At 71.0% G+C, this 23,717-nt stretch carries 21 protein-coding genes and 1 tRNA gene; 12 read left to right on the top strand and 10 right to left on the bottom strand.

Translation table 11 applies throughout. From position 1 onward, the window contains the following. Window positions 1-49 precede the first annotated feature (49 nt). Window positions 50-1,078, top strand: a complete 1,029-nt coding sequence (locus tag ACX80F_RS02660) for a glycosyltransferase family 9 protein (protein ID WP_459334824.1) — start codon at window positions 50-52, stop codon at window positions 1,076-1,078. On the opposite strand, the gene ACX80F_RS02655 is transcribed toward ACX80F_RS02660, so the two are convergent. Beyond that, window positions 1,075-1,902 carry a sigma-70 family RNA polymerase sigma factor gene (locus tag ACX80F_RS02655; protein ID WP_459334823.1) on the bottom strand — a complete coding sequence of 276 codons (828 nt, stop codon included), beginning with the start codon at window positions 1,900-1,902 and terminating at the stop codon, window positions 1,075-1,077. The two genes, ACX80F_RS02660 and ACX80F_RS02655, sit on opposite strands and share 4 nt — an antisense overlap. A gap of 227 nt (window positions 1,903-2,129) precedes the next feature. Between ACX80F_RS02655 and ACX80F_RS02650 the strand changes: the two genes are divergently transcribed. Next, window positions 2,130-2,546 carry a VOC family protein gene (locus tag ACX80F_RS02650; RefSeq protein WP_459334822.1) on the top strand — a complete coding sequence of 139 codons (417 nt, stop codon included), beginning with the start codon at window positions 2,130-2,132 and terminating at the stop codon, window positions 2,544-2,546. A gap of 104 nt (window positions 2,547-2,650) precedes the next feature. On the opposite strand, the gene ACX80F_RS02645 is transcribed toward ACX80F_RS02650, so the two are convergent. Beyond that, window positions 2,651-3,160: a MarR family winged helix-turn-helix transcriptional regulator gene (locus ACX80F_RS02645; protein WP_459334821.1), complete on the bottom strand. Its 510-nt coding sequence runs from the start codon at window positions 3,158-3,160 to the stop codon at window positions 2,651-2,653. A gap of 167 nt (window positions 3,161-3,327) precedes the next feature. Here ACX80F_RS02645 and bcp point away from each other — a divergent pair, with 167 nt between their 5' ends. The 8 genes from bcp (at window position 3,328) to ACX80F_RS02605 (ending at window position 13,280) form a co-directional block, all read left to right on the top strand. Beyond that, the gene (gene bcp / locus ACX80F_RS02640; protein ID WP_459334820.1) at window positions 3,328-3,801 is read left to right on the top strand and encodes a thioredoxin-dependent thiol peroxidase; all 474 of its coding nucleotides are present in this window, start codon (window positions 3,328-3,330) and stop codon (window positions 3,799-3,801) included. 83 nt (window positions 3,802-3,884) lie between these two features. Then, a tRNA-Leu gene (locus ACX80F_RS02635) sits at window positions 3,885-3,966 on the top strand. A gap of 286 nt (window positions 3,967-4,252) precedes the next feature. Beyond that, window positions 4,253-4,954, top strand: a complete 702-nt coding sequence (locus ACX80F_RS02630; protein ID WP_459334819.1) for a fasciclin domain-containing protein — start codon at window positions 4,253-4,255, stop codon at window positions 4,952-4,954. A gap of 205 nt (window positions 4,955-5,159) precedes the next feature. After that, window positions 5,160-6,884 (top strand): ABC transporter substrate-binding protein, encoded by a 1,725-nt coding sequence (locus tag ACX80F_RS02625; protein WP_459334818.1) that lies wholly within the window; start codon window positions 5,160-5,162, stop codon window positions 6,882-6,884. Between the two features lie 110 nt (window positions 6,885-6,994). Further along, window positions 6,995-8,488 carry a malate:quinone oxidoreductase gene (locus ACX80F_RS02620; RefSeq protein ID WP_459334817.1) on the top strand — a complete coding sequence of 498 codons (1,494 nt, stop codon included), beginning with the start codon at window positions 6,995-6,997 and terminating at the stop codon, window positions 8,486-8,488. A 52-nt stretch (window positions 8,489-8,540) separates the two neighbouring features. Then, window positions 8,541-11,705 carry an efflux RND transporter permease subunit gene (locus ACX80F_RS02615; RefSeq protein ID WP_459334816.1) on the top strand — a complete coding sequence of 1,055 codons (3,165 nt, stop codon included), beginning with the start codon at window positions 8,541-8,543 and terminating at the stop codon, window positions 11,703-11,705. A 38-nt stretch (window positions 11,706-11,743) separates the two neighbouring features. Continuing rightward, window positions 11,744-12,289: a MarR family winged helix-turn-helix transcriptional regulator gene (locus tag ACX80F_RS02610; protein ID WP_459334815.1), complete on the top strand. Its 546-nt coding sequence runs from the start codon at window positions 11,744-11,746 to the stop codon at window positions 12,287-12,289. Window positions 12,290-12,359: 70 nt separating this feature from the next. Continuing rightward, on the top strand, window positions 12,360-13,280 hold the full coding sequence (locus tag ACX80F_RS02605; RefSeq protein WP_459334814.1) for an oxidoreductase: 921 nt from the start codon (window positions 12,360-12,362) through the stop codon (window positions 13,278-13,280). A gap of 36 nt (window positions 13,281-13,316) precedes the next feature. Here the strand turns inward: ACX80F_RS02605 and ACX80F_RS02600 are convergent, their stop codons facing one another. The 6 genes from ACX80F_RS02600 to ACX80F_RS02575 form a co-directional block, all read right to left on the bottom strand. Next, window positions 13,317-14,096 carry a hypothetical protein gene (locus ACX80F_RS02600; protein ID WP_459334813.1) on the bottom strand — a complete coding sequence of 260 codons (780 nt, stop codon included), beginning with the start codon at window positions 14,094-14,096 and terminating at the stop codon, window positions 13,317-13,319. A 36-nt stretch (window positions 14,097-14,132) separates the two neighbouring features. Beyond that, window positions 14,133-15,302 (bottom strand): cysteine desulfurase family protein, encoded by a 1,170-nt coding sequence (locus tag ACX80F_RS02595; RefSeq protein WP_459334812.1) that lies wholly within the window; start codon window positions 15,300-15,302, stop codon window positions 14,133-14,135. Then, a complete protein-coding gene (gene nadC, locus ACX80F_RS02590; protein WP_459334811.1) occupies window positions 15,299-16,243 on the bottom strand; it encodes a carboxylating nicotinate-nucleotide diphosphorylase in 945 nt (314 codons plus the stop codon). Before nadC ends, ACX80F_RS02595 begins: the two co-directional genes overlap by 4 nt. Continuing rightward, complete coding sequence (gene nadB / locus ACX80F_RS02585) at window positions 16,243-17,877, bottom strand: L-aspartate oxidase (protein ID WP_459334810.1); 1,635 nt, start codon at window positions 17,875-17,877, stop codon at window positions 16,243-16,245. Before nadB ends, nadC begins: the two co-directional genes overlap by 1 nt. Further along, window positions 17,874-19,157, bottom strand: coding sequence for a quinolinate synthase NadA (nadA, locus tag ACX80F_RS02580; RefSeq protein ID WP_459334809.1), 1,284 nt, complete (start codon window positions 19,155-19,157; stop codon window positions 17,874-17,876). The genes nadB and nadA overlap by 4 nt, the downstream gene beginning before the upstream one ends. A gap of 73 nt (window positions 19,158-19,230) precedes the next feature. Beyond that, the gene (locus ACX80F_RS02575; protein ID WP_459334808.1) at window positions 19,231-19,905 is read right to left on the bottom strand and encodes an NUDIX hydrolase; all 675 of its coding nucleotides are present in this window, start codon (window positions 19,903-19,905) and stop codon (window positions 19,231-19,233) included. 152 nt (window positions 19,906-20,057) lie between these two features. Here ACX80F_RS02575 and ACX80F_RS02570 point away from each other — a divergent pair, with 152 nt between their 5' ends. Together ACX80F_RS02570 and ACX80F_RS02565 are read left to right on the top strand one after the other, a co-directional pair. Continuing rightward, complete coding sequence (locus tag ACX80F_RS02570) at window positions 20,058-20,855, top strand: alpha/beta fold hydrolase (protein ID WP_459334807.1); 798 nt, start codon at window positions 20,058-20,060, stop codon at window positions 20,853-20,855. Window positions 20,856-20,984: 129 nt separating this feature from the next. Continuing rightward, window positions 20,985-21,968 (top strand): serine/threonine-protein kinase, encoded by a 984-nt coding sequence (locus ACX80F_RS02565; protein ID WP_459334806.1) that lies wholly within the window; start codon window positions 20,985-20,987, stop codon window positions 21,966-21,968. A gap of 118 nt (window positions 21,969-22,086) precedes the next feature. On the opposite strand, the gene ACX80F_RS02560 is transcribed toward ACX80F_RS02565, so the two are convergent. Continuing rightward, a complete protein-coding gene (locus tag ACX80F_RS02560) occupies window positions 22,087-22,242 on the bottom strand; it encodes a hypothetical protein (protein WP_459334805.1) in 156 nt (51 codons plus the stop codon). An 84-nt stretch (window positions 22,243-22,326) separates the two neighbouring features. Further along, window positions 22,327-23,670 (bottom strand): MFS transporter, encoded by a 1,344-nt coding sequence (locus tag ACX80F_RS02555; RefSeq protein ID WP_459334804.1) that lies wholly within the window; start codon window positions 23,668-23,670, stop codon window positions 22,327-22,329. Window positions 23,671-23,717: the final 47 nt, after the last annotated feature.

Here is a 23,717-nt window from a genome sequence, read left to right as displayed (position 1 = left end):
CGGCATGCCCGGCGGGTTGCGGCTCCGATCCTCTGGCAGGATCGAAGCCATGACTTCCGAGGGCCCAGGCACCACAGGCATCACCGTCCGACCGTCGGGGCGCGGTGTCAGCCCCGATTCCCGTCCGGTGCCCGCGTCCACCCCGGCCCCGGACGGCCGCCCCGAGATCCTGACGCTGCGGGCCCTCAAGCTCGGGGATCTCCTCGTGGCCGTACCCGCGCTGAAAGGGCTGCGGCGCGCCTTCCCGGAACACCGCATCCTGTACGCCGCCCAGGAGTGGCTCCGCCCGATGATGCCGCTCACCGGCGCCGTCGACGACCTGCTGCCCACTCATGGCCTCGACGACCCGCTGCCCATCGAGCACGGCCGGATAGACCTGGCCGTGAATCTCCATGGCAGCGGCGGGGAGAGCCGGGGGCGCCTCGAGGAGATCGGCGCGCGACGCCGGATGGGGCACCGCTCACCGGGCTGGGACGGCCCCGAGTGGCGTAGCGGGATCCTCGAGCGCGAGCGGTGGGCGTCCCTCGTCAGCTGGCACGGCATCCCCGCGGATCCGCTGGACTGCCGGCTCCGGGTGCCCGACATCGAGAACCCGGCACCGGGCGCCGTCGTCGTGCATGTCGGGGCCGCCTACGGGAGCCGGCTATGGCCGGTGGAACGGTTCGCCGCGGTGGCCCGCACCCTGGCCGCGGCCGGACACCGGGTGGTCTTCACGGGCAGCGCCAAGGAGCGACCGCGAGCGCTCGCGGTCGCCGACGCCGCCGGCCTGGCGGAGGCGACGGTCGCCGCCGGGCACCTCCCGCTCGACGCCTTCGCGGGGCTCGTGGCCGGTGCGTCTCTGGTGGTTTCCGCGGACACCGGGGCCGCCCACCTCGCCTCGGCCTATGCACGGCCCTCCGTGGTGCTGTTCGGGCCCGCACCGCCCGAGGAGTGGGGGCCGCCGCCCGGACCGCATACCGTCCTGACGGACGAGTCGGTGCGGGTCGGGGAGACGTTCTCCGCCACTCCGGATCCTGCCCTGCTGGCCGTCACCGTCGAGCAGGTGCTGGCCGCGGCGGCGGACCACGGGATCTCCTAGGCGATACCGGACCGTGCAGCCTGACGCTCCCGGTCCGCGGGCGCACCGAGGAGCCGCTTCTGCAGTTTCACCAGGATCCGTGCCAGCGCCCGCGAGACCTGCATCTGCGACATGCCCAGCTCGTCGCCGATGCCCTGCTGGGTCTGTTCCATGAAGTACCGGCGGTAGAGGAGTTCCTTCTCGCCGTCACCCAGTTCGTTGACGGCACCGCGCAGGGAGATCATGTCGTCGCTGCGCTCCACACCGCTGGACTCGCTCGCCAGGGTATCGGCCCAGGTTCGCCCCTCGAGGGGGGCGTCGAGCGAGACCGGCCGGAGGCTCGTCGAGGAGGCCAGCGCTTCGAGGACCTTGTGCTCCGGCCAGCCGAGCTCGATCCCCAGCTCGTGTGCGGTGGCTTCGCGGCCGAGCCGTTGGGCCATGGCGGGGGCCGTCCGCGCGATCTCGGTGCGGAGGTCCTGCACCTCCCGCGGCGGCCGGACCACCCAGCAGGAGTCGCGCAGGTAACGCTTGATCTCACCGCTGATCGTCGGGACGGCGAACGAGGCGAACGCGATGCCACGCGCCGGGTCGAAGCGCCGGACGGCCTTGACCAGTCCGAGGTAGGCGACCTGGCGGATGTCCGCGGCCTCGGGCCCGGCGACGGCGAAGGTCCGCGCGACGGACTCCGCGATGTCGAGGTGCCGCAGCGTGATGTCGTCCTGCAGCGCGGCTTTGAGCGGACCCTCCTGCTGGCCGCGGGCGGTATGCGCATCCACGACGGCGGCATCGGCGGAACGGCTCGGGCACGCCAGGAGGGCGTGCTGGGCTTCGGCGGTACGCTGCATGCTGTTCTCCGATGGGTGCTGGACACTCTCGTGTCCCAACAAAACATCAGCACGCTTACTATGCAAACGGGAAGACCCAGGAGGGCTCGACCCGGTGGGGGTCTTCCCTTTTCCGCCGGGTAGAGGTAGTGCGTGGCGGCCCACCTGGAGAACAGCGTTGCGGTGACGGTTCCGTGCTGGCAGGATCACTGCACTGTCCCCGGAGCGAGCGGATCGAGGAGTTCACCATGAACTGGACGCTGGAAGTCGTCGTCGTGCCGGTGTCGGACATCGACCGCGCCAAGGCCTTCTATTCCGATCAGCTGGGTTTCGTGGTCGACCACGACATCACCATGAGCCCCGACCACCGGCTCGTCCAGCTCACGCCGCCGGGTTCCGGGTGCTCCATCGTGATCGGCGAGGGCGTCGTTCCCCGGATGCCCCCGGGGTCCGTCAAGGGGCTCCAGCTGGTCGTCACCGACGTCGTCCCGGCGCACGCGCAGCTCGTCGCGCGGGGCGTCGACGTCGGTGACGTCCAGGTGATGGGCGGTGCACCGGAAGCGGTACAGGAGGGCGGAACGGCGCTCGACAACGTCGGCTTCGTGTTCTTCAGCGACCCCGACGGCAACGGCTGGGCGGTGCAGCAGATCTCCGCACGCGCCTGACGGCGCGCGTCAGTGCGGCGGGCTCCGCCGCTCCCCCGACCGTACCGGGCGTTCAACCGCACCCAGCGGGCTGCCTCGGCGCACGCCCGCACGACGACGTCGGGTCAGCTGGGGACCGTGGCAGCCGGCCCGGAGTCGGAGCCGTCCGCGGCGGCGACGTCCTCGCCCGGCGCTGCGCCCGCTGCCGTGTAGGTCCAGCGCGGGGCGCCGAGTTCCCGGATGACGGCCTTCAGGTGCTCCCGCAACTCCTCCGACACCAGACCGCCACCGGCCACGAGGGTGCGCTCGATGTCCTCGGAGGCCTCGAGTACCTGCCGTCCCGCGGGCGAGATCGACACCATGTGGGAGCGTCGGTCCAGGTCGTTCCGGACGCGCGTGATATGGCCCCTGGACTCGAGACGGGTGAGGGTCTTGCCCATGGTCTGTGCCTGCACGCGGACGATCTGCGCGAGGCTCGCCTGCGTCATCGCCCCCTCGTTCGCGAGGACGCCGAGGGCGATCACCCCTGCGTGGGTCACTCCGATGTCGACCAGACGCTCATTCCATGCGTGCTCGACCAGACGCGCCGCTGTCGTCAACAGTCGACCGGTGGGCCATTGCTCCAGATCGGGCATAGAACCGTGCACTTCCTCTCGCTCGGGCAACCGGCGGCCGCCGTCGGCGTCGGACCTTCCCCCTATGATAGCTAGGCCGGCTGCCCGATCCCTCCAACCCGGTCATCGGCACCCTGCCCACCGGTGCGTCCCGCGACGCGGCCGTCCATCGATTCCCAGGAGCACTCATGTCCGAACGACTGGCCACGGGCGACAACGCCCCCGACTTCACCCTCTCGGACTCCGCAGGACATGAGGTGTCGCTGTCCTCCCTCCGGGGCGGCAGCGTCGTCGTGTACTTCTACCCCGCTGCCGCCACGCCCGGCTGCACCACCGAGGCCTGCGACTTCCGCGACAACCTGGCATCCCTTGCCGCCGCCGGGTACAGGGTGCTCGGAATCTCCCCGGACCCGGTTCACAAGCTGGCCGCCTTCTCCGAGAAGGAATCACTCACCTTCCCCCTCCTGTCGGACGAGGACCACGCCGTCGCCGAGGCGTACGGGGCCTGGGGCGAGAAGAAGAACTACGGAAAGACCTACGAGGGCCTCATCCGCTCCACGGTCGTGGTCGACCCCGAGGGCAGGATCGCGGCGGCCCAGTACAACGTGCGTGCCACCGGCCACGTCGCGAAGCTGCGCCGCGACCTCGGAATCGACCAGTAGGAACCTCCCGGGGACGAGGGTCGACCGTCCGGTGGCGTTACAGTGAAGGGCAGGGAATGCCCTCGGCATGAGCGGCGTCCCGAGCGCGAGTGGCGGAATTGGCAGACGCGCTGGATTTAGGTTCCAGTGTCTTCGGACGTAGGGGTTCAAGTCCCCTCTTGCGCACAGGAAAGCCCCGGGCGGGCCGGTTCCAGGTAGGCCCGCACAGCCCCTCCAGGCACCCCGCCGGAGGGGCTTCGTACTGCCCGCCGGAGGGGCTTCGTGCTGCCCGACGGCGCCTCCGCCCTTATCGCCGCAGGTCACGGGCCGGTTACGAAGGGCCTTCCACGGACATCCCACCCATCCGCCTCCCCGGCACACCCGAAGTACCTCCGAGACATCGACACGATGTGCTTCACACGACAGTTCCCGATCCGGGCATGCGCCGGGGTCGTCACTTTGGAGGAAATTCATGCAGATCACCAAGCGTAAGAACCTGTCCGTCCTCGGTATCGCGGCAGTCTCGATGTTCGGCCTCGCGGCCTGCGGCGGCGGCGAGGACGCAGCGTCCGAGGCCACCCCGAGCAGCATGGCCGAAGAGACCAGCATGGCGAGCGAGTCCCCGTCGATGGAGGCCAGCATGAGCCCCACGGAGGACGCCATGATGGACCCCGCCGCGAACCTCGTCGGCCCGGGCTGCGAAGGCTACGCCGCAGAGGTGCCCGAGGGCGACGGATCGGTGGCCGGGATGGCGCTGGATCCCGTGGCGACCGCGGCCAGCAACAACCCCCTCCTGACGCAGCTGACCGCTGCCGTCTCCGGTGAGCTCAACCCCGAGGTGAACCTCGTCGACACCCTCAACGGCGACGAGTTCACGGTCTTCGCGCCGGTCGACGACGCGTTCGCCGCGCTGCCGGCCGAGACCGTCGAGAGCCTGAAGACCGACACCGAGACCCTGAACAGCATCCTGACCTACCACGTGGTGCCGGGCAAGATCCAGCCGGCCGAGCTCGAGGGCACCATGCAGACCACGGTCCAGGGTGCGGACGTCGAGATCACCGGTTCCGGTGACGAGCTCCAGGTCAACGGCGCCAACGTCATCTGCGGTGGCGTCCAGACCGCCAACGCCGTCGTCTACCTGGTCGACACCGTCCTGATGCCTCCCGCCAACTAGGCGATCCCGCACCTCCCTGGTCCACACCTCTAACGTGTCCCGGGGATCACGGGCGGGCCCCCTCACCCTTCGGGGTGAGGGGGCCCGTTCGTGTGGCCGCCTGCGTGCTTCCTGGGCGGCAGGGACAGGACGATCGCCTACACTTGGGCATTCCACACACCGGCCCATCACGGACCGGCCCCCTGCCCTTCGGAGACCGACGCCAGTGAACAACCCTGCCGCGCGCACCAGCCACGGGCGGGCGACCCACGGCGGGAAACGCCTCGCCGCCATGGCAGTTGCCCTCGTCTCCGCGGCGTCCCTCGCCTCCTGCACGGCCGGTACGCCGCAGCCCCAGCCCGCGGCGAGCACGGCGCCTCCCGTCGCCGACCCCGCTACGTTCACCTTCGGGACGGCGGCGAACCCCCGCACCCTCGACCCGGCGCTCGCGAACGACACCGAGTCCTTCCGCGTGAGCCAGCAGATCCTCCAGGGACTCGTCGGCGTCGATCCGCTGACCTCCGAACCGACGCCGCTGCTGGCCGAATCCTGGGACGAGTCGGAGGACGGGCGGTCCTACGAGTTCACGCTGCGCGAGGACGTCGTCTTCCAGGACGGCGAGCCCTTCGACGCCGACGCCGTGTGCGCCAATTTCGACCGCTGGTACACGCTCCCCGAGAGCGCGCGGGCTGCAACGAGCCGTCTTCCCTTCGAGAACGTGTTCAAGGGATACTCCGACACTCCCGAACTGAGCCTCTACGAGGACTGCACGGCGACCTCGGAGCACACCGTGGACCTGCAGCTGACCTCCCGGATCACCGGGCTGATCCCGGCCCTCGCGATGCCTGCCTTCGGCATGTCCTCGCCCGTCGCGCTCGAGGCCGGCGCTGCGGACGACCTGACCGAGACACGGGACGGCGCGCCCATCTCGCGCTACGGCCAGGCGCCCGTAGGGACCGGCCCCTTCCGGCTCGTCTCCTGGGACGAAGGGAACGCGGAGCTCGCGTTCTTCGACGGGTACTGGGGTGAGCGCGGCGACGTGGAGCGCGTGGAGTTCACCACCATCGCGAATCCTGACTCCCGGGCACGCGCCCTGGCGTCGGGCCGGATCGACGGGTACGACTTCGTGTCCGTGGACAGCGCCGTCGACCTCGCCCGCAACGGCCTGCAGTTCCTGCAGCGCGACCCCTACTCCGTGCTCTACCTCGGCATGAACCAGGACTTTCCCGGCGTCGACGACCCCCTGTTCCGGGAGGCCGTCGCCCATGCCATCGACAAGGGAGCCCTCATCGACGGCCGCTTCCTCAACGGGACCAAGCAGGCCCGGCAGTTCATCCCCGAGAAACTCGGGGTGAGCAACGAGACGGTCGAGGACTACGGCTACGACGTCGACCTCGCCAAGGACCTGCTCGAGCGCTCCGGGTACGACGGGCGGGAACTGCCCTTCTACTACCCTCGCAACGTCTCCAGGCCCTACCTCCCGTCCCCCGAGAAGGCCTACGCCGAGCTGAGCCGCCAGCTGACCGAGGCCGGCTTCAACATCAAGCCGGTGCCCGTCGACTGGAACGACGGCTACGTCGAGGCGGTCCAGCAGTCCGGGGACCGGGCCTTCCACCTGCTCGGATGGAGCGGCAGCTACCAGGACCCCGACAACTTCGTGGGGGCGCTCTTCGGCATGTACTCGGAGGAGTTCGCCCACGAGGACCCGCAGCTGTTCAGCAAGATCGACCGGGCCCGGGGACTGCCGGCCGGCGAGGACCGCACGGCGGCCTACGCGGACATCAGCTCGCAGGTCTCCGACCGGATCCCCGCCGTCCCGCTCGCCTTCCCCATCTCCGCATTGGCGATGAGCGCGCGCGTGACGACCTACCCCGTGAGCCCCGTCATGAACGAGGTCTTCAACCGCGTCGACCTGGCCGATGTCGAGCCCCGGCCGACGCCGTCGGACTGAGCCGCGGGGCGCCGCATATCCGGCCGAGTCGGCTTCGTCGGACGATTTAAGTTCGGTCACCACCAGCCGTTAGTCTTTGACTTCTAGTGACCTCGCGACTGGAGACTCCGTTGACCACACACCATCAGGGCACGCCCGCCAAGACCACCGACGTCGTTCTGATCGGCGGCGGGATCATGAGCGCCACCCTCGGTGCGTTCCTCCGGCAGCTGCAGCCCGAGTGGGACATCTCCCTGTTCGAGCGGCTCGACGTCGCAGGGCTGGAGAGCTCCGACCCCTGGAACAACGCCGGCACGGGCCACTCGGCCCTCTGCGAGCTGAACTACTCCCCCGCCGGCAAGGACGGCTCCGTGGATCCGGCGAAGGCCGTTGCGATCAACGAGCAGTTCCAGGTCTCCCGGCAGTTCTGGTCCCATCTGGTCTCCGAGGGACTCGTCGGCGATCCCCGCACCTTCATCAACCCGGTGCCGCACATGAGCTTCGTGTGGGGCCAGGCCAACGCCGAATACCTGCGCCGGCGCTACGATGCGCTCAGCGCGCAGCCGCTGTTCAGCACCATGGAGCACAGCGAGGACCACGACACCATCGCGGGCTGGACCCCTCTTGTGATGCAGGGTCGCAACCCCTCCCAGCCCGTCGCCGCATCCCGCGTCGAAGGCGGCACCGACGTCGACTTCGGTGCCCTCACGCGTCACCTCGCCGCCTACCTGGAGGGGACCGGGGTCGACCTGCACTACGGGTTCGACGTCCTCGATGTCGAACGGGCGACCGACGGCCGCTGGGACGTCAAGGTCAGGAACAAGGCAACCGGTGAGACCAGCACGGTCACCACGAAGTTCGTCTTCATCGGGGCCGGCGGCGGCGCCCTCCACCTGCTGCAGCGCAGCGGCATCCCCGAGGGCCGCGGCTTCGCGGGCTTCCCGGTCTCCGGCCAGTTCCTGCGCTGCACCGATCCCGAGGTCGTGGGCCGGCACAAGGCCAAGGTCTACGGCCAGGCGTCGGTCGGCGCCCCGCCGATGTCCGTGCCGCACCTGGACACGCGCTTCGTCCAGGGTGAGCGCTCGCTGCTGTTCGGACCGTACGCCGGGTTCTCCACCAAGTTCCTCAAGCGCGGCTCCTACCTGGACCTGCCGACGTCGATCCGCCCCTCCAACCTCGTGCCGATGCTCGCGGTCGCCAAGGACAACATGTCCCTGACGAAGTACCTCGTCACCGAGGTCCTCAAGAACCGCGAGGCCAAGAACGACGCCCTCACGGACTTCCTGCCGATGGCCGAGGGCGGGAGCTGGGAACTCATCTCCGCCGGCCAGCGTGTACAGGTCATCAAGAAGGCTCCGGGCAAGGGCGGCGTGCTGCAGTTCGGCACGGAGGTCATCACGTCCTCGGACGGCTCGGTGGGGGCGCTCCTCGGCGCGTCTCCCGGAGCCTCGACGGCGGCACCGATCATGGTGGAGCTGCTCAAGCGGTGCTTCCCGACCAGGATGTCCGACTGGGAGCCGAAGCTGAAGGAGATGCTCCCCGGGTACGGCGTCAAGCTCAACGAGAACGCATCCCTGGCCACCGAGGTGCAGTCCATGACCGACCGGGTCCTCAAGCTCGTATAACGTCCGACGGAGCCAGCCGGCCGGCCGACCGTCCGCATCAAAGGCAGGTTTCTTGTTCCGTCTGGCCCACTTCTCCCTCGGTAACCGGGCGCTCATCGCGCTCATCACGGTCCTCGCTTCGGTCTTCGGCGTCATCACGCTCGGCTCCCTGAAGCAGGAGCTCATCCCGTCCCTCGAGTTCCCGCAGATCACGGTGATCTCCGCACTGCCCGGGGCGTCCCCCGAGTACCTCGACCAGCAGGTCAGCGAGCCGCTGGAGGCGGCCCTGAGCGGCGTGGAGGGCCTCGAGTCGTCGTCGTCCACGTCCCGTGCGAGCGTCTCCACCGTGAGCCTCGTCTTCGTGTACGGGACGAACCTCGACCGGGCCCGGGCGCAGGTGGACCGCGCGATCTCCACGGTGCGCCCCACCCTGCCGGAGGACGTCGAGCCCCAGGCCCTCGCGGGCAGCATCAGCGACCTGCCGATCGTCTTCATGGCGGTCTCCTCCGACGAGTCGCTCAGCGAACTCAACGGTGACCTGGCCCGCCTGACCGTCCCGCGCCTGCAGAAGATCGAGGGCGTCCGCACCGCCGACGTCTCCGGCGGGTCCACGCAGCACGTCGCGATCCTGCCACGCGAGGGCGCCCTCGCCGCCGCCGGCCTGACGGTCGGCGACATCAGCAGCACCCTCGAGGACAACGGCGCGCTGTTCCCGGTCGGGAGCCTCGAGGACGACCCGCGGTCGCTCACCATCCAGGCGGGCAGCCGCATCGGGTCCCTCGAGGACATCGAGGCGCTGCCGGTACTCCCCTCGTCGGACGACCCCTCCCCCGGCCCGGTCAGCACCATCGGTGACCTCGCCGACGTCGGCCTGGCCGACGACGAGCCCAGGTCCGTCGCGCGCACCAACGGGATCGAGACGCTCGCGCTCAGCGTGACGAAGGTGCCCGACGGCGACACCGTGGAGATCTCTCAGCAGATCGTGGCCCTCGTCCCCGAACTCGAGACCGAACTGGGCAACGCCGCCGACATCACCGTGGTCTTCGACCAGGCCCCGTTCATCGAGCGCAGCATCGACGACCTCACCACCGAGGGGCTGCTGGGCCTCGGATTCGCCGTGCTGATCATCCTCGTCTTCCTCCTCTCGGTCCGCTCGACCCTGGTGACCGCGATCTCCATCCCGCTGTCGCTGCTCATCACGTTCATCGGGCTGTACGTCGCGGGGTATTCCCTCAACCTCCTGACCCTCGGGGCCCTGACGATCGCCGTCGGGCGCGTGGTGGACGACTCGATCGTCGTCATCGAGAACATCAAGCGGCACCTCGGGTACGGGGAGGAGAAACGGGCGGCCATCCTCACCGCGGTGCGGGAGGTGGCCGGCGCCATCACCGCTTCGACCCTCACCACCGTGGCCGTCTTCGCGCCCATCGGCTTCGTCGGCGGCCTCGCCGGGGAGCTCTTCCGGCCCTTCGCGATCACCACCGGGATCGCCCTGCTGGCCTCCCTCGCCGTATCCCTGACCATCGTCCCGGTGCTCGCCTACTGGTTCCTGAAGCGCACGCCTCCAGCAGCCTCGACCGCCCCCTCCGCCGGTTCCACCGCATTCCGGGCGGGGACCGACCGTCCGTCCCTCCTCCAGCGCGGGTACCTCCCGATCCTCACCGGCACCCAGCGCCACCCCGTCCTCACCCTCGTCAGCGGCGCGATCGTCCTGGGCGCCACGGCTGCCATGGTCCCGTTCCTGCCGACCAACCTGCTCGGCTCCTCGGGGCAGAACAGCTTCTCCATCACGCAGAGCCTCGCCCCGGGAACGAGCCTGGCGACGACGGCGGAGACAGCCGCGCGGACGGAGGAGATCCTCGCGGACAACCCCGAGATCCGCGACGTGCAGCTGACGGTCGGCAACCCCGAGGGCGCGTTCGCCGCGCAGTTCTCCGGTGGCGCCTCCGTGGCCACGTTCACCGTCATCACCGATCAGGATGCCGATCAGGAGGCCCTGCAGGAGTCCGTGCGCCGGGACCTCGAGGGCCTCGAGGACGCCGGCACCATCTCCCTGTCCAGCCAGCAGGGCGGCTTCGGGACGTCGAGCACCATCGACATCGACATCACCGCGCCCGTCGCAGCAGACCTGGAAGCCGCGGACGACGCCGTGGTGGAGGGGCTGCAGGGGCTGGACGGCGCGGGCGAGATCACGAGCAACCTCGCGGCAGCCCAACCGCAGGTGCAGATCGACGTGGACCGCACGGCCGCCGTGGAGGCGGGTCTGAGCGAGGGCCAGATCGCCGGCCTCCTCGGCGGCAGCATCAGCCCGGTGCCGGCGGGATCGGTGCGGTTCGGAGCCGACGACTTCCCCGTGCTGATCGGCGAGGGAACCACGATCACGAGCCTCGACCAGCTCCGGAACCTGCAGGTTCCCACGCCGAGGGGGCCCGTCCCCCTGACCGACGTCGCCTCGATCGAGGAGGTCCAGGTGCCGCTGTCCGTCACGAGCTCCAACGGCGAGCGTACGGCCCGGATCTCGATCACGCCGTCCGACGACGACCTCGGCACCCTCACGGGAGCGGTGGACGAACGCCTCGCCGGCATCGACCTGCCGCCCGGTGCGACCGCGACCATCGGCGGAGCCTCCAGCCAGCAGGCGGAATCGTTCGATCAGCTGTTCCTCGCCCTGTGGGCCGCGGTCGCCATCGTGTACGTGATCATGGTGGCGACGTTCAAGAGCCTCATCCAGCCCCTGATCCTGCTCGTGTCCATCCCGTTCGCGGCGACCGGCGCCATCGCCCTGCTACTGATCACCGGGACGCCCCTCGGGCTGCCGTCCCTGATCGGCATGCTGATGCTCGTGGGCATCGTGGTCACGAATGCGATCGTGCTGATCGACCTCATCAACCAGTACCGCCTCCCCCACGAGGGGCGACCGGGGCTCCCGGTCGCGGACGCGATCCGTGAAGGAGCCCGTCAGCGCCTGCGGCCGATCCTCATGACGGCGCTGGCGACCATCTTCGCCCTGACCCCGCTCGCGCTCGGCCTGACGGGCGAGGGCGGCTTCATCTCGCAGCCCCTCGCGATCGTGGTGATCGGCGGGCTGGTGTCCTCCACCGCGCTGACCCTCGTCCTGGTCCCGGTCCTGTACCGGCTCGTCGAGGGCCGGCGCGAGCAGCGGGCGCTGCGCCGGGAGGCCGCCGCCCTGCTGATGAGCCCGCGGGCGGAGGACGGCGTACACTCGGTGCGTCCCTAACTAGTTGCCGGTGCCCCGGCAGGAGGCCCGAAAACGCCATGGCTGACACCCCGCCCACCGCGGTCGACCCCGTCGTCGACCCTGCCGTCGGCCCGGCGGGCGGCGGAGCCGCAGAGCGGGCGGGCGGCGGAGCCGCAGAGCGGGCGGCGTCGGTCCGTCAGGCGTCGGAGACCTGGGAATCGCTGTTCCGTGCCCAGGTGGGCATCATGCAGCGTATCCGGCAGGACCCTGCCTTCAAGGACCTCCCCATCCGCGAGTACGACGTCCTGTTCAACCTCAGCCGGTGCCCCTCGGGCTGGACGCGGCTCAACGAACTCAACCAGAACCTCCTGATCAGCCAGCCCAGCCTCAGCCGCATGGTGGAGCGGCTCGAGGCCCGGAACCTCGTGCGCAGACGGCCGGCCGCCGACGACCACCGCGGCATCGAGCTCGCGCTGACCGACGAGGGCAGGGCGCTCCAGCGGCGGATCGGTTCGGGCCATGTGCAGCGCATCCGGGACGTCCTCGCGCCCGTCCTCGACCCCGGCGAAATGGACCAGCTCAGGGCCCTCACGGACAAGATCAACGCCCGGCTGGGCGACTGACGCCACGGCCGGCGCACGGCGTCGACGGACATGCCCGCTCGGGCACGACACACGAACGGTAAGGACCAGGATGAACGACTTCACGGCGGATTCGATCGGCGACCTGACAGGCAAGCGCGCGGTCATCACCGGGGCCAACAGCGGACTGGGCCTCCAGACCGCCGTCGGGCTGGCGAGGAAGGGCGCCGAGGTCGTCCTCGCCTGCCGCAGCGAGGAGCGCGGGCGCGACGCCGAGCAACGCGTCCGCTCGCTCACCGGCAGCGATCGGGTGGAGCTGCGCCTCCTCGATCTCGCCAGCCAGCAGTCCATTCGCGACTTCGCGGCCGGCTTCAGCGGCCCCGTGCACCTGCTCGTCAACAATGCCGGGGTGATGGCCACACCACGGTCGACGACGGCCGACGGTTTCGAGCTGCAGTTCGGCACCAACCACCTCGGCCATTTCGCCCTGACGGGTCTGCTGCTGCAGAACCTGCGCGAGGCCGGGTCCTCCCGCGTCGTCACGCTCTCGAGCCTCGCCCACAAGCGGGGGCGCATCGACTTCGACGACCTGCAGTCCGAGCACCGCTACCGCCGGTGGGCCGCGTACGGGCAGAGCAAGATCGCCAACCTCTACTTCATGGTCGAGCTCGACCGTCGCGCCCGTGCCGCGGGCTGGGACCTCACGTCGGTGGCGGCGCACCCCGGCGGAGCCACCACCAACCTGACGGCCGGCATGAGGATGCCGGCGGTACTCGACGTGCTCTCCGGCTTCATCGCACTCCTGGGCCAGTCCGCCGCCGACGGCGCGCTGCCCACGCTCTACGCGGCCACCGCTGACGACGTCCGGGGTGGGGACTACTACGGTCCGTCCGGCGTCGGCGAGACCCGCGGTGCTCCCCGCCTGGTGGCCCCCGCGCCCCGCGTGCTGGACCGCGACGTCGCGGTGCGCCTCTGGAACCGCAGTACGCAGCTCACGGGTGTGGACTTCGCTGCCCTGCAGCCCGTCGGCTGAGTTCCCTGCACAGCGCCGGGAGGGGCGTCGACGTGCTCAGCCCGCCGTCCCCGGAACGATCCGGAGGGATCCGAGCATCTCGCGGATGGTCGCGAAGTCCGGGGTGTCGTAGAAGGCCTGGGCTTCCCCGATCGTCCCGAAGGTGACGTTCTGCGGTCCGGTGTTCGCGGGGGCCTTCGGTGCGAGCACCTCGAGATCCCCGAAGCTGACCCGACCGAGGGCGTCGCCGCCCTGGACGGTGTTGGACAGCGTGCAGGCCAGGCCGTCCGCGCCGCCCATCTGGTCCGTGATGCCGTAGGAGGCGAAGAAGCGGAAGCCCGTGATGAGCCGGATCACCACCCGCGGCTCGACGTCAGCGGTCGCCGGCGTCTCCCCCGTGAGGTCGAAGGGTTCGCTGCCGATGACGTGGTACGGCGTCCGTTCCGCATCGGGACAGGAGGCTTCCGGCGTCTGGATGCCGGTGTGCAGCTCGGCGATCGTCACGCCCTCCGGGGTGCGGACGGCGTAGTGCAGTGAGTCGGGGGCGTAGACGCCGGGCTCCGGCGCGAGAGGCTGCACCAGCCATTCCCCGGGCAGCTCGAAGCTGAGCAGGCGCCCCGGATCGGTGAAGACCTTCCAGCCTTCGCGGGCCTCGCGCAGCGGTGCGACCGCGGGCTCGGCCGGCTCCGCCGTGGCGGTCACGGCGGGCGGCGCCGGCGCCGCGGCGTCGCCCTCGGATTCCGTGCACGCGGTCATCAGCGTGAGGGTGAGTGCGGCCGCGGCGAGGACCTGCGGCGGTCGCCGCCTGCCCGGCCCTCCGGACGGTCGGTGCTCCATGGCGTCCCTCCCTGCGTGTGGCTCGGTGCCGCCAGTCTAGGCGGCGGTGTGGCTGCCCGCGTGTGCCGCGCCGAGGGACCGGACGGCCTCCACGGCGGCCACCACGGCCCGGGCCGCCTGGTCGAGGTCGGCGGGGGACGTGTCCGGCGTCCAGGAGAGCCGCACGGCGCTCTGCGCCGTCTCGTCGTCCAGGCCGAGTGCCAGCAGGACGGCGGACGGCTCGGAGGAACCGGCTGCGCATGCGGACCCGCTCGAGCAGACCACGCCGCGGCGCTCGAGCTCCAGGAGGATCGCCTCGCCGCTGACGCCGGGGAAGCAGAAGGAGGCCAGGTTCGGGAGCCTGTGGTCGGCGTCGCCCGTGAGCAGCGCCCCGGGCACCCCGGCGAGCACGTGGGCTGTCAGGGCATCCCGGGACGCCGTGGACCGGGTGGCTGAGCCGGGCAGGGCCGCCTGGGCGAGTTCCAGCGCGCGGGCGAGTCCCACGGCACCGGCCACGTTCTCCGTCCCCGACCGGCGTCCGCGCTCCTGACCGCCGCCGTGGAGCACCGGTTCGCACGGCGTCCCGGACCGGAGGTACAGCAGGCCGATGCCCTTCGGAGTGCCGAGCTTGTGCCCCGAGATGCTGAGGGCCGTGACGCCGAGGCGATCCACGTCCAGGGAGAGCCACCCGGCCGCCTGCACGGCGTCGGTGTGGAAGGGGACGCCGGCGCGGCGGCACACTCCTGCGAGGGCTGGGATGTCCTGAACGGTCCCCACCTCGTTGTTCGCGTACATCACGGTGCACAGCGTCGTCGTGTCCTCGAGCGCAGCGGCGAGGTCCGACGGCGAGACGCGGCCGGTACCGGAGACGGGTAGCACCGTGATCCGGAAGCCGTGGAACTGCCGCAGGTACGCCAGGACCTCCAATACCGCCGGATGCTCGACGGCGCTGGTGACGATGTGCCGACCGCGCGGGGCGGCGAGCGCCATGCCCTTCAGCGCCAGGTTGTCCGCCTCCGTGCCGCCGGAGGTGAAGACGAGCTCGCCCGGCCTGCAGCCGAGCAGCGCGGCGATGCGGGCCCGGGCTCGCGCGAAGTCCGACGCCGCGGCCTCCCCGTAGGTGTGGTGGCTGGAAGGGTTGCCGAATATTGCGGTCAGCAGGGGCCACATCTCCTCGAGGACCTCACGCCGTGCGGGCGCGGTGGCAGCGGCATCGAGGTAGATCATCGCGCTCCTCCCGGGGCGACGGTCGCGTCCGGGACGAAGTCCATCCCCAGGTCGAGGGCCCGGACGCTATGGGTGAGCGCTCCCGCGGAGATGATGTCCACACCGGTTGCGGCGATCGCCTGTACGGTGTCGAGGCGGACGGTGCCGCTCGCTTCGACGAGGGCACGGCCGCCGATCCGGCGCACGCCCTCCGCGAGGTCGTCGAGCGTGAAGTTGTCGAGCATGATGGTGTCCACCCCGGCCGCGAGCACGGCGTCGATCTGGTCCAGCCGGTCCACCTCCACCTCGATGTGCACCGTGTGCGGGAGCCTCGACCGCGCCGACCGGAGGGCCGCGGTGAGGGCCTCCGGCCCGTCCACGGAGAGTAGCGCCAGATGGTTGTCCTTGACCATCACGGCGTCGGAAAGACCGGAGCGGTGGTTGGAGCCTCCCCCGCAGCGGACGGCCCAGCGCTCCAGGCCCCGGAGTCCCGGCGTCGTCTTGCGCGTGTCGGTGATACGCGCCCGGGTGCCCGCCGCGGCATCCACGAAGTCACGGGTCATGGTCGCGATCCCGCTGAGCCGCTGCGCGATGTTGAGGGCGGTCCTCTCGGCGGTGAGGATGCCGGCGGCCGGTCCCGTGATCTCCGCGAGGGTGTCGCCCGCAGCGAAGACGGACCCGTCGGTGCGCGGGAATGCGACGCGGATCAGAGGATCGGTGAGGCGCATCGCGGCCTCGATGACGGCCGTCCCGCAGAGGACGCCCGGTTCGCGGGCCGTGATCGTCGCCGTCGCCCGCTGGTCGGGGCCGATGAGGGCCTGGCAGGTGAGGTCTCCCCATGGTGCGTCCTCGGCGAGGGCTGCAGCGACGACGGCGTCGATCTGGTGCTGCGGCGGCTGCGCCGGCGTGACGGCGCCCTGCAGCACGGCGGTGGTGGTGACGGGGGTGGCGGTCTCGGTCATCAGTGGGCTCCTTCGGTGGCTCGTGCGTAGGACCGGCTCGGAGCGGGAGTCCCCGGCGTGGCGTCGGGCTCGTCCAGGCGGTGGTGCGCCCCGCAGGACCCGGCGCGCCGGGACGCCGCGTGCACGAGCAGTCGCGCGCAGAGCAGCAGGTTGGCGAGCTCCGGGTCGGTGTCCGCGCGGTAGGAGGCGAGGTGTTTCCGGGCGAGCTCCAGTCCGGCGCCCGTGCGCAGCACTCCCGCGTGGTCGGACATGACGGACTGCAGGTCGCCGCGGACGAACGGCTGCGTGGCCGTCTCCTCCGCCTCGAGGTCGAGGTCCTCGACGTCGAACGACGGCGCGGTCCCGCCGCCGGCAGCGAGGGCCGCCGCGCAGCGGGCACCGAACACCACGCCCTCGAGCAGGCTGTTGGAGGCGAGCCGGTTGGCGCCGTGCACGCCGGTCCGGGCGACCTCCCCGACCGCGAAGAGGCCCGGGACCGAGGTCCGCCCCGAGGTGTCCGTCCGCACGCCGCCCATCCAGTAATGGGCTGCCGGTACCACCGGGACCGGCGTGGAGGACCAGTCGATGCCGTGCTGCGCGGTCAGTGCCGTGAGGGTGGGGAAGCGCTCCGCCAGGAAGGCCCGGCCCAGATGCGTCGCGTCCAGGTACACATCGGATCGACGGCCCCGGCCGCGGGCGAGGTGCCGGGCGATACTGCGCGAGACGACGTCCCGCGGCGCGAGGTCCCCGTCCGGGTGGTAGTCGGTCATGAACCGGCGTCCGTCGGCGTCGACCAGGTGCGCGCCCTCGCCCCGGACCGCCTCGGAGATCAGCGGATTGCCGGGGACGTCGAGGGAGGTGGGATGGAACTGGAAGAACTCGAGGTCCGTCACGGCCGCTCCGGCGCGCCAGGCCAGCGCGACGCCGTCGCCCGTGGCGATCCGGGGGTTGGTCGTGGAGTCGAAGAGCTGGCCCGCCCCGCCCGTCGCGAGGACGACGGCGTCCGCGCGGATGTCCCGCGCGATTCCGCCGTGGAGCACCTCGATGCCCGAGGCACGCCGGGCTCCGTCGAGCATCGGACCGTCACCGTCGTCGCCGTCACCACCGCCGCCGTCGCCGGCGAGGAGCACGCGCGTCACGAGGGTGTCCTCGAGGACCTCGATGCCGGGGTCGCGGCGGACCGCGGCGGTGAGTGCCGCGACGAGTCCCGCCCCGGTGGCGTCGCCACCGAGGTGCAGGACCCTCGCCGCTGAGTGCGCGGCTTCACGTCCCCTGGCCGGCACACTCGCGTCGGTTGTGGAGGCGTCGAAGACGACGCCCGCGGCCTGCAGGGCGGCGATCCCCTGCGCAGCCTCCCCGCAGAGCACGGCGACGGCCGTGGGATCGGCCAGCCCCGCGCCGGCGGCCAGCGTGTCCGCGATGTGGGCGGCGACGGAATCGTCCGGGTCCGCTGCCGCCGCCCCGGTGCCGGCCGCATCCGGCACGACGGCGGCGATCCCGCCCTGCGCGTACCGGGTGTTGCTCTCGGCGAGCACCGTCTTGGAGACGAGGACCACCTCGCAGCGGGGCGCGAGCCGGCGCAGCACCAGGGCGGTCTGCTGGCCCGCGAGGCCCGAGCCGACGATGATGACGCGCCGCACGAGGTGCCCCGTCATGGCCGGACCGCGAGCATCCGGTTCAGCGCGACCCGGGCCGGTACGGCGACGGCGTCGGGCACGGTGATGCGGTTGAGCACCCGGCCCTGGACGAGCCCCTCGAGCACCCAGGCCAGGTAGCCGGGGTGGATGCGGTACATGGTGGAGCACGGGCAGATGACGGGGTCGAGGCAGAAGATGGTGTGCTGCGGGTACTGGGCGGCGAGCCGGTTCACCATGTTGATCTCCGTGCCGACCGCGAAGGTGCTTCCGGGCGCGGCGGAGTCGATCGCCTTGCGGATGTAGTCGGTCGATCCCGCCTCGTCGGCGGCGTCGACCACGGGCATGGGGCACTCGGGGTGGACGATCACGCGCACGCCGGGGTGCTCGGCGCGGGCCTTCTCGATCTGTGCCACGGTGAAGCGTCGGTGCACCGAGCAGAAGCCGTGCCAGAGGATCACGCGGGAGTCGCGCAGCGTCTGCTGGTCCGTGCCGCCCCAGGGCTTGCGCGGATTCCACAGGGGCATCTGCTCCAGCGCCACACCCATGGCCTTGGCCGTGTTGCGCCCGAGGTGCTGGTCCGGGAAGAACAGGACCCGTTGTCCCCGCTCGAACGCCCACTCCGGGACGGCGGCGGCGTTCGAGGAGGTGCACACGATCCCGCCGTTCTCCCCGCAGAAGCCCTTCAGGGCGGCCGAGGAGTTCATGTACGTCACCGGGATCACGGGCCGGCGGCCGTCTGCGTCGGGCTCGGAGCCGAAGAGCGCGGTGAGCTGGTCCCAGCACTCGGAGACGGAGTCGATGTCCGCCATGTCGGCCATCGAGCAGCCGGCGGCGAGATTGGGCAGGATGACGGCCTGCTGCGGCGTGGAGAGCATGTCCGCCGTTTCCGCCATGAAGTGCACTCCGCAGAAGACGATGGCCTCGGCCGCCGTGCGTTCCGTGGCGGCGCGAGCGAGCTGGTAGCTGTCGCCCACGAAGTCGGCGTACTGCACCACCTCGTCGCGCTGGTAGAAGTGGCCGAGGATGACGACGGACTCGCCGAGGGTCTCCCGGGCCGCCCGGATGCGCCGGTCGAGCTCCTCGGGGGAGGCCGTCCGGTACTCCTCCGGCAGTTCTCCCTGCCGCGGCGTCGCGGCCGGGGCCGTGTCGTGCATCGAGGCGCCGGGGCCGTAATCCGGCAGGGGAAGCGCGTCGAAGGTCCACGGGTTGAGTGCGAGCTCCGGCGAGCAGGTCCCCGCGGTCGCGGGGGGCGCGGCGTCGCCGCGGGCGATCAACTGGATGGCTGTGGTGACGGACATGGGGTTCTCCCTGGGGTGGGCGTCGGCGCGGCGGCCGGCGGCGGGGACTGGAGTCTGGGTCGGTGGCGGAGGGTCATGGTCCCGTGTAGCGGTAGAGGCGGGGCGGCCTGTTCCGTCCGCCCTGGAGCACCTCGTCCGTCGCCTCGATGTCCTGCGCCGAGCGGAGCTGGCGGCGGAAGTTGGCCGGATCGAGGTGCCTGCCGAGCACGGCCTCGTAGACCTCCCGCAGTTGCGCGAGGGTGAAGCGCTCGCCGAGGAAGTGGAAGGCGACGGACCCGTAGGTGACCTTTCCGCGCAACCGCTCCAGCGCGTAGGCGACGATCTCGTCATGATCGAAGGCGAGGCCCGCTGCCTCGGAGGCGCGGAACCAGCGCACGTTCTCCGAGTCGCGGGCCAGGTCCGCCTGATCGGGACGGACGAGGGCCCAGTAGACGATGGACACGAGCCGCTGGGTGGCGGACCGGTCGAGCCCGCCGAAGGCGTAGAGCTGCTCGAGGTAGGTGGGGTCCAGGGCCGTCGTCTCCCGGAGGTTCCGCGCGGCGGCGTCCTGCAGCGACTCGTGGGCGCCGAGCGGGCCGCCGGGCAACGCCCACTTGCCGAGGTGCGGCTGCCGGATGCGCCGGACGAGGGGCAGCCAGATCTCGGACCGGCCCGACGCCGGGTCGGTCCGGAGCGCGAAGATCACCGTCGAGATGGCGAGGGCGGGCGCCTGCGACTGCCGTTCCGAGACGTTGGCCGAGCTGTACATCCCGGTCCTTTCGTCCGCCGGATGGTTACCTTGTTAGGGTCAAACTGACTATAACTCATGTTCCGCGGATCTCCCAGAGAAGCCTCTGCCCGCACAGCGTCCCGGGCCACGTCGCACGACCCGCAGGCCCCCACGCGCCTACGATGGGATGCATGGATCACCACGCCGTTCACGCCGTCGAGGGCATCGACCCCCGCCTGTCCCTCACCCGCAGCGATGCTGCCGAGCCCCTCGACCTGCCACCGATCCTGCTGCTGCACGGCTTCGGCTCCTCGTCCCGGCAGAACTGGGTGGGCACGGGCTGGGTCCGCTCCCTGAATGAGGCCGGGCGCAACGTCATCATGGTGGATCTGCCCGCCCATGGTGACAGCGGGGCGCCGGAGGACGCGGGAGCCTACGCACCGAGCCGCATGCGCGCGGACATCCTGCAGGCCCTGTTCGACGAGCGGGTCCTCCCCCTGCGCAGCGACATGCCGGACTCCGGCGTGGACGTCGTCGGGTACTCCCTCGGGTCGCGCCTGGCCTGGGAGTTCGGGGCCACGCAGCCCGAACTGGTCCGCAGGATGGTCCTCGGCGGTCCGGGCACCGCCGATCCGCTGGCCACGTTTGATCTCGAGGGCGCCGAGCTCTTCCTCGCCGGTGGACCCGCTTCGCAGGACCCGGTGACGGCGGACCTCCTGCGCATGGCGCAGGCCGGACCCCACAATGACCTCCCCTCGCTGCTCGCGATGGTCTCGGCCATCAAGACGGAGCCGTTCGAGCCGCAGCAGGCCGTCCCGAAGATGCCCCTGCTCCTGGTCGCCGGGGACCAGGACGAGTACGCGGAGGGCATCACGGACCTCCGGGACTGGGCCCCGGATGCCCGCGTCACCATCCTGCCGGGACGGGACCATTCGAACGCCATCACCTCGCGGCTCTTCAAGGAAGCGGCCGTCGCTTTCCTGGCGTGACGCATCCCTGATCAAGGTTTGGTAACCAGCGCGTCCGTGCGGTATCTTCCCCGATTCACCGCGTTATACTGACATTTGATCAGCACACTTATGGTGGTTGACGACCAACATCGGCAGGGGGGGACGCACATGGCTGTGCTCCTCGGGAACCGCTATCAGACGACGGACCTGCTGGGGGTCGGCGGGACGGCCTCCGTGTACCGCGCACTCGACCGCAACCTGCAGCGCGACGTCGCCGTGAAGATCTTCAACGCCACGACCTCCGACGACGACGACTACCGTCGCCAGCACACCGAGACGACCCTGCTGTCCACCCTGAACCACCCGGGCCTCGTGACCCTCCATGATGCCGGGATGCACGAGGACCAGGAGGGCCGCACCACCGGTTTCCTCGTCATGGAACTCGTGGACGGCGAGGACCTCCGGCACCTGCTCAAGCGCGGAGCGCTCCCCGCCGACGACGTCGCCCAGCTCGGCGCGGACCTGGCCGACGCGCTGGCGTACATCCACTCCGAGGGGGTCGTCCACCGGGACGTGAAGCCGGCGAACATTCTCATGTTCCACAGCGGTGACAACGGGACGCGGCTGTACCCGAAGCTGACCGACTTCGGGATCGCCCGCATGGTGGAGGCCACCATGGCAACCGCCGCCGGCGCGACGATCGGCACGGCGAACTACCTCAGTCCCGAGCAGGCGACGAGCGACCCCGTGGACGAGCGCAGCGACATCTACTCGCTGGGACTCGTCCTGCTCGAATGCCTGACCGGCGAGAAGGCCTTCCCCGGTCCCGTGGTGGAGGCTGCGCTGGCACGGCTGCTGCGCGATCCGGAGGTGCCGGACTCGCTGGGACCGGACTGGGTCGCTCTCCTGCGACGGATGACGGCGAGGGATCCGTCCAATAGGCCCGACGCACACGAGGTCGCCCTGCAGCTCCGCAGCCATGACGACGGCCAGGCCGACGATCGCGCCACCGCACCCGGCGCGGAGGCGAAGCACTCCATGCTCCAGGTCGACCCGGACCGCGCCGACGACGGCGACATCATCACCGGTGGTGTCTTCACGGGGAACGTCCACATCCCGCATCCACCGAGGCGGGCTCCCCGCGTGAGCTGATCCGCACGCATCGCGGGCCGAGTGCGCCCACGGTTACGGGCCGCGCACGGCTGCGAACAACTGCGCCCCCGGCCGGTCTGTCCGGCAGGGGGCGCAATCAGTGCGGTCGTCCAGCGGGCTAGCGGCCCTCGCCCGCGTCTTCCTCGGGCTCGAAGTTGCTCGGCTCGTCCGAGGAGCCGGCTGCCACGCCGTCATCACTGGCCGGGATGGTGCCCTCGGGGCCGGCGCCCTGGGAATCTGCGTCGTCGTCGCGCTCGGTGCCTTCGGTACTCATGCGTCCTCCTGGATCTGGGTGTCCTACGATCCTATGCGGCAGGCGAAGGGATTGTCAGCCGGCTGATCATCGGGGCGGGATCCATCAGGCCCGGGGGACGTGCCGCAGCGCGACGGGGGACACCGCACCGAGCACGAACAGGACGGCCGCTGCGGCTGCCGGGACGACGACTGCCGCCGCCGCTCCGCCGGTCTCGGCGAGCAGTCCGGCCAGTCCGGACCCGACGGCCGTGCCGGCGACGATGCCGCTGGCGAGCAGCGTCATGACCGTGCCGAGGCGGTGATTCGGGGCGACGGCGGAGCCGATGGAGAAGATGGTGACCATCGTGGGCCCGACGAAGAGCCCGAGGACCAGCAGCGCGACGAGCATGGCGGCGATCGAGCCGGGCAGCGCCAGAGCCACGGCAGCGACGGCCATCGCGGCGGCCGACGCCATCCACCGGTGGGTGTGGCGGAAGCGCTGCGGCCAGTAGGCGACGGACAGCGCCGCGACCGCCGACGTCAGGCCCATGACCGCGTAGAGCAGGCCCGATGACTCGGTGGCACCGAACTGGCCCGTGAAGGCGGTCAGGAAGGTCTGGGTGGATCCGAAGAACGAGCCCACCGCCACCATGCCCGCCACCGGCAATAGCACGAGGGCGAAGCGGGTGGCCCCGGCCGTGGACGGGTGGCGCCCGTCCGCCGCGGAGTCTGCCTCCGTTTCGACGAGGGCGTGGGACGACCCCCGATCGCTGTAGGCGACGGTGCGGTGCACGGCGAAGGCACTGACGAGGGTGATGGTGAGGGTCGCGGCCAGCGCGAGCGGGAGCCACGGGGCGATGAGGCTCGCGAGCAGGCCGACGAGGGCGGGCCCGAGCACGAAGGTCAACTCATCCGCGGTCCCCTCATACGAGAGGGCGGTATCGAGGGCCGACCGAGGGCTGCGCCGGGTCATGGCCATCCAGCGGACCCTGGCGAGCGGGCCGATCTGGGGGCAGGTGAAGCCGACGGCGAAGGCCGCAGCGAGGACGAGTGCCAGGGCTGTCCCGCTGAACGTCGCGCTGGTGAGCGTCACGAGCAGGAGGCCCGCGATCGCTGCGGTGTTGAGCAGCGCCGAGACGAGCAGGACGATCCGCTGGCCCCGCTTGTCCGCGAGGAAGCCGAGCAGTGGCGCCCCGAGCGCCGAGCCGAGGCCGACGGCACCCGCGGCGAAGCCGCCGGCGGCGTACGAGCCGCTCTCCGTCGTGACGAGCGTCAGGGCCCCGACGGTGAGCATGGCGAGGGGCAACCGCGCGAAGAGGCCGAGGACGAGGAACGAGGTGCCCGCGAGATGCGGGAGGACACCGAACCTGCCGAGACGCGACCGGCCAGGGGCTGGGAGCGTCGGGGTCGAGGCGGCGCCGTGGCGCGGGGTGGGATCCGGTGAGGCCGGTGAAGGAGTCTTGTACATGCGCTTTCCGGGTACGTCGAACGCGCATCGTCCCTCCTCCCGATGCG

It is taken from the genome of Arthrobacter sp. TMS2-4 (assembly GCF_054511075.1).
Note: the sequence above shows the minus strand (reverse complement) of the source record. Positions and strands in the feature narration are given on the sequence as shown.

Excerpts from the sequence above, each read along its gene's own strand:
- ACX80F_RS02660 (WP_459334824.1), top strand. The coding sequence starts at position 50 with ATGACTTCCGAGGGCCCAGGCACCACAGGCATCACCGTCCGACCGTCG.
- ACX80F_RS02655 (WP_459334823.1), bottom strand. The coding sequence starts at position 1,902 with ATGCAGCGTACCGCCGAAGCCCAGCACGCCCTCCTGGCGTGCCCGAGC.
- ACX80F_RS02650 (WP_459334822.1), top strand. The coding sequence starts at position 2,130 with ATGAACTGGACGCTGGAAGTCGTCGTCGTGCCGGTGTCGGACATCGAC.
- ACX80F_RS02645 (WP_459334821.1), bottom strand. The coding sequence starts at position 3,160 with ATGCCCGATCTGGAGCAATGGCCCACCGGTCGACTGTTGACGACAGCG.
- bcp (WP_459334820.1), top strand. The coding sequence starts at position 3,328 with ATGTCCGAACGACTGGCCACGGGCGACAACGCCCCCGACTTCACCCTC.
- ACX80F_RS02630 (WP_459334819.1), top strand. The coding sequence starts at position 4,253 with ATGCAGATCACCAAGCGTAAGAACCTGTCCGTCCTCGGTATCGCGGCA.
- ACX80F_RS02610 (WP_459334815.1), top strand. The coding sequence starts at position 11,744 with ATGGCTGACACCCCGCCCACCGCGGTCGACCCCGTCGTCGACCCTGCC.
- ACX80F_RS02605 (WP_459334814.1), top strand. The coding sequence starts at position 12,360 with ATGAACGACTTCACGGCGGATTCGATCGGCGACCTGACAGGCAAGCGC.
- ACX80F_RS02600 (WP_459334813.1), bottom strand. The coding sequence starts at position 14,096 with ATGGAGCACCGACCGTCCGGAGGGCCGGGCAGGCGGCGACCGCCGCAG.
- ACX80F_RS02595 (WP_459334812.1), bottom strand. The coding sequence starts at position 15,302 with ATGATCTACCTCGATGCCGCTGCCACCGCGCCCGCACGGCGTGAGGTC.
- nadC (WP_459334811.1), bottom strand. The coding sequence starts at position 16,243 with ATGACCGAGACCGCCACCCCCGTCACCACCACCGCCGTGCTGCAGGGC.
- nadB (WP_459334810.1), bottom strand. The coding sequence starts at position 17,877 with ATGACGGGGCACCTCGTGCGGCGCGTCATCATCGTCGGCTCGGGCCTC.
- nadA (WP_459334809.1), bottom strand. The coding sequence starts at position 19,157 with ATGTCCGTCACCACAGCCATCCAGTTGATCGCCCGCGGCGACGCCGCG.
- ACX80F_RS02575 (WP_459334808.1), bottom strand. The coding sequence starts at position 19,905 with ATGTACAGCTCGGCCAACGTCTCGGAACGGCAGTCGCAGGCGCCCGCC.
- ACX80F_RS02570 (WP_459334807.1), top strand. The coding sequence starts at position 20,058 with ATGGATCACCACGCCGTTCACGCCGTCGAGGGCATCGACCCCCGCCTG.
- ACX80F_RS02565 (WP_459334806.1), top strand. The coding sequence starts at position 20,985 with ATGGCTGTGCTCCTCGGGAACCGCTATCAGACGACGGACCTGCTGGGG.
- ACX80F_RS02560 (WP_459334805.1), bottom strand. The coding sequence starts at position 22,242 with ATGAGTACCGAAGGCACCGAGCGCGACGACGACGCAGATTCCCAGGGC.
- ACX80F_RS02555 (WP_459334804.1), bottom strand. The coding sequence starts at position 23,670 with ATGTACAAGACTCCTTCACCGGCCTCACCGGATCCCACCCCGCGCCAC.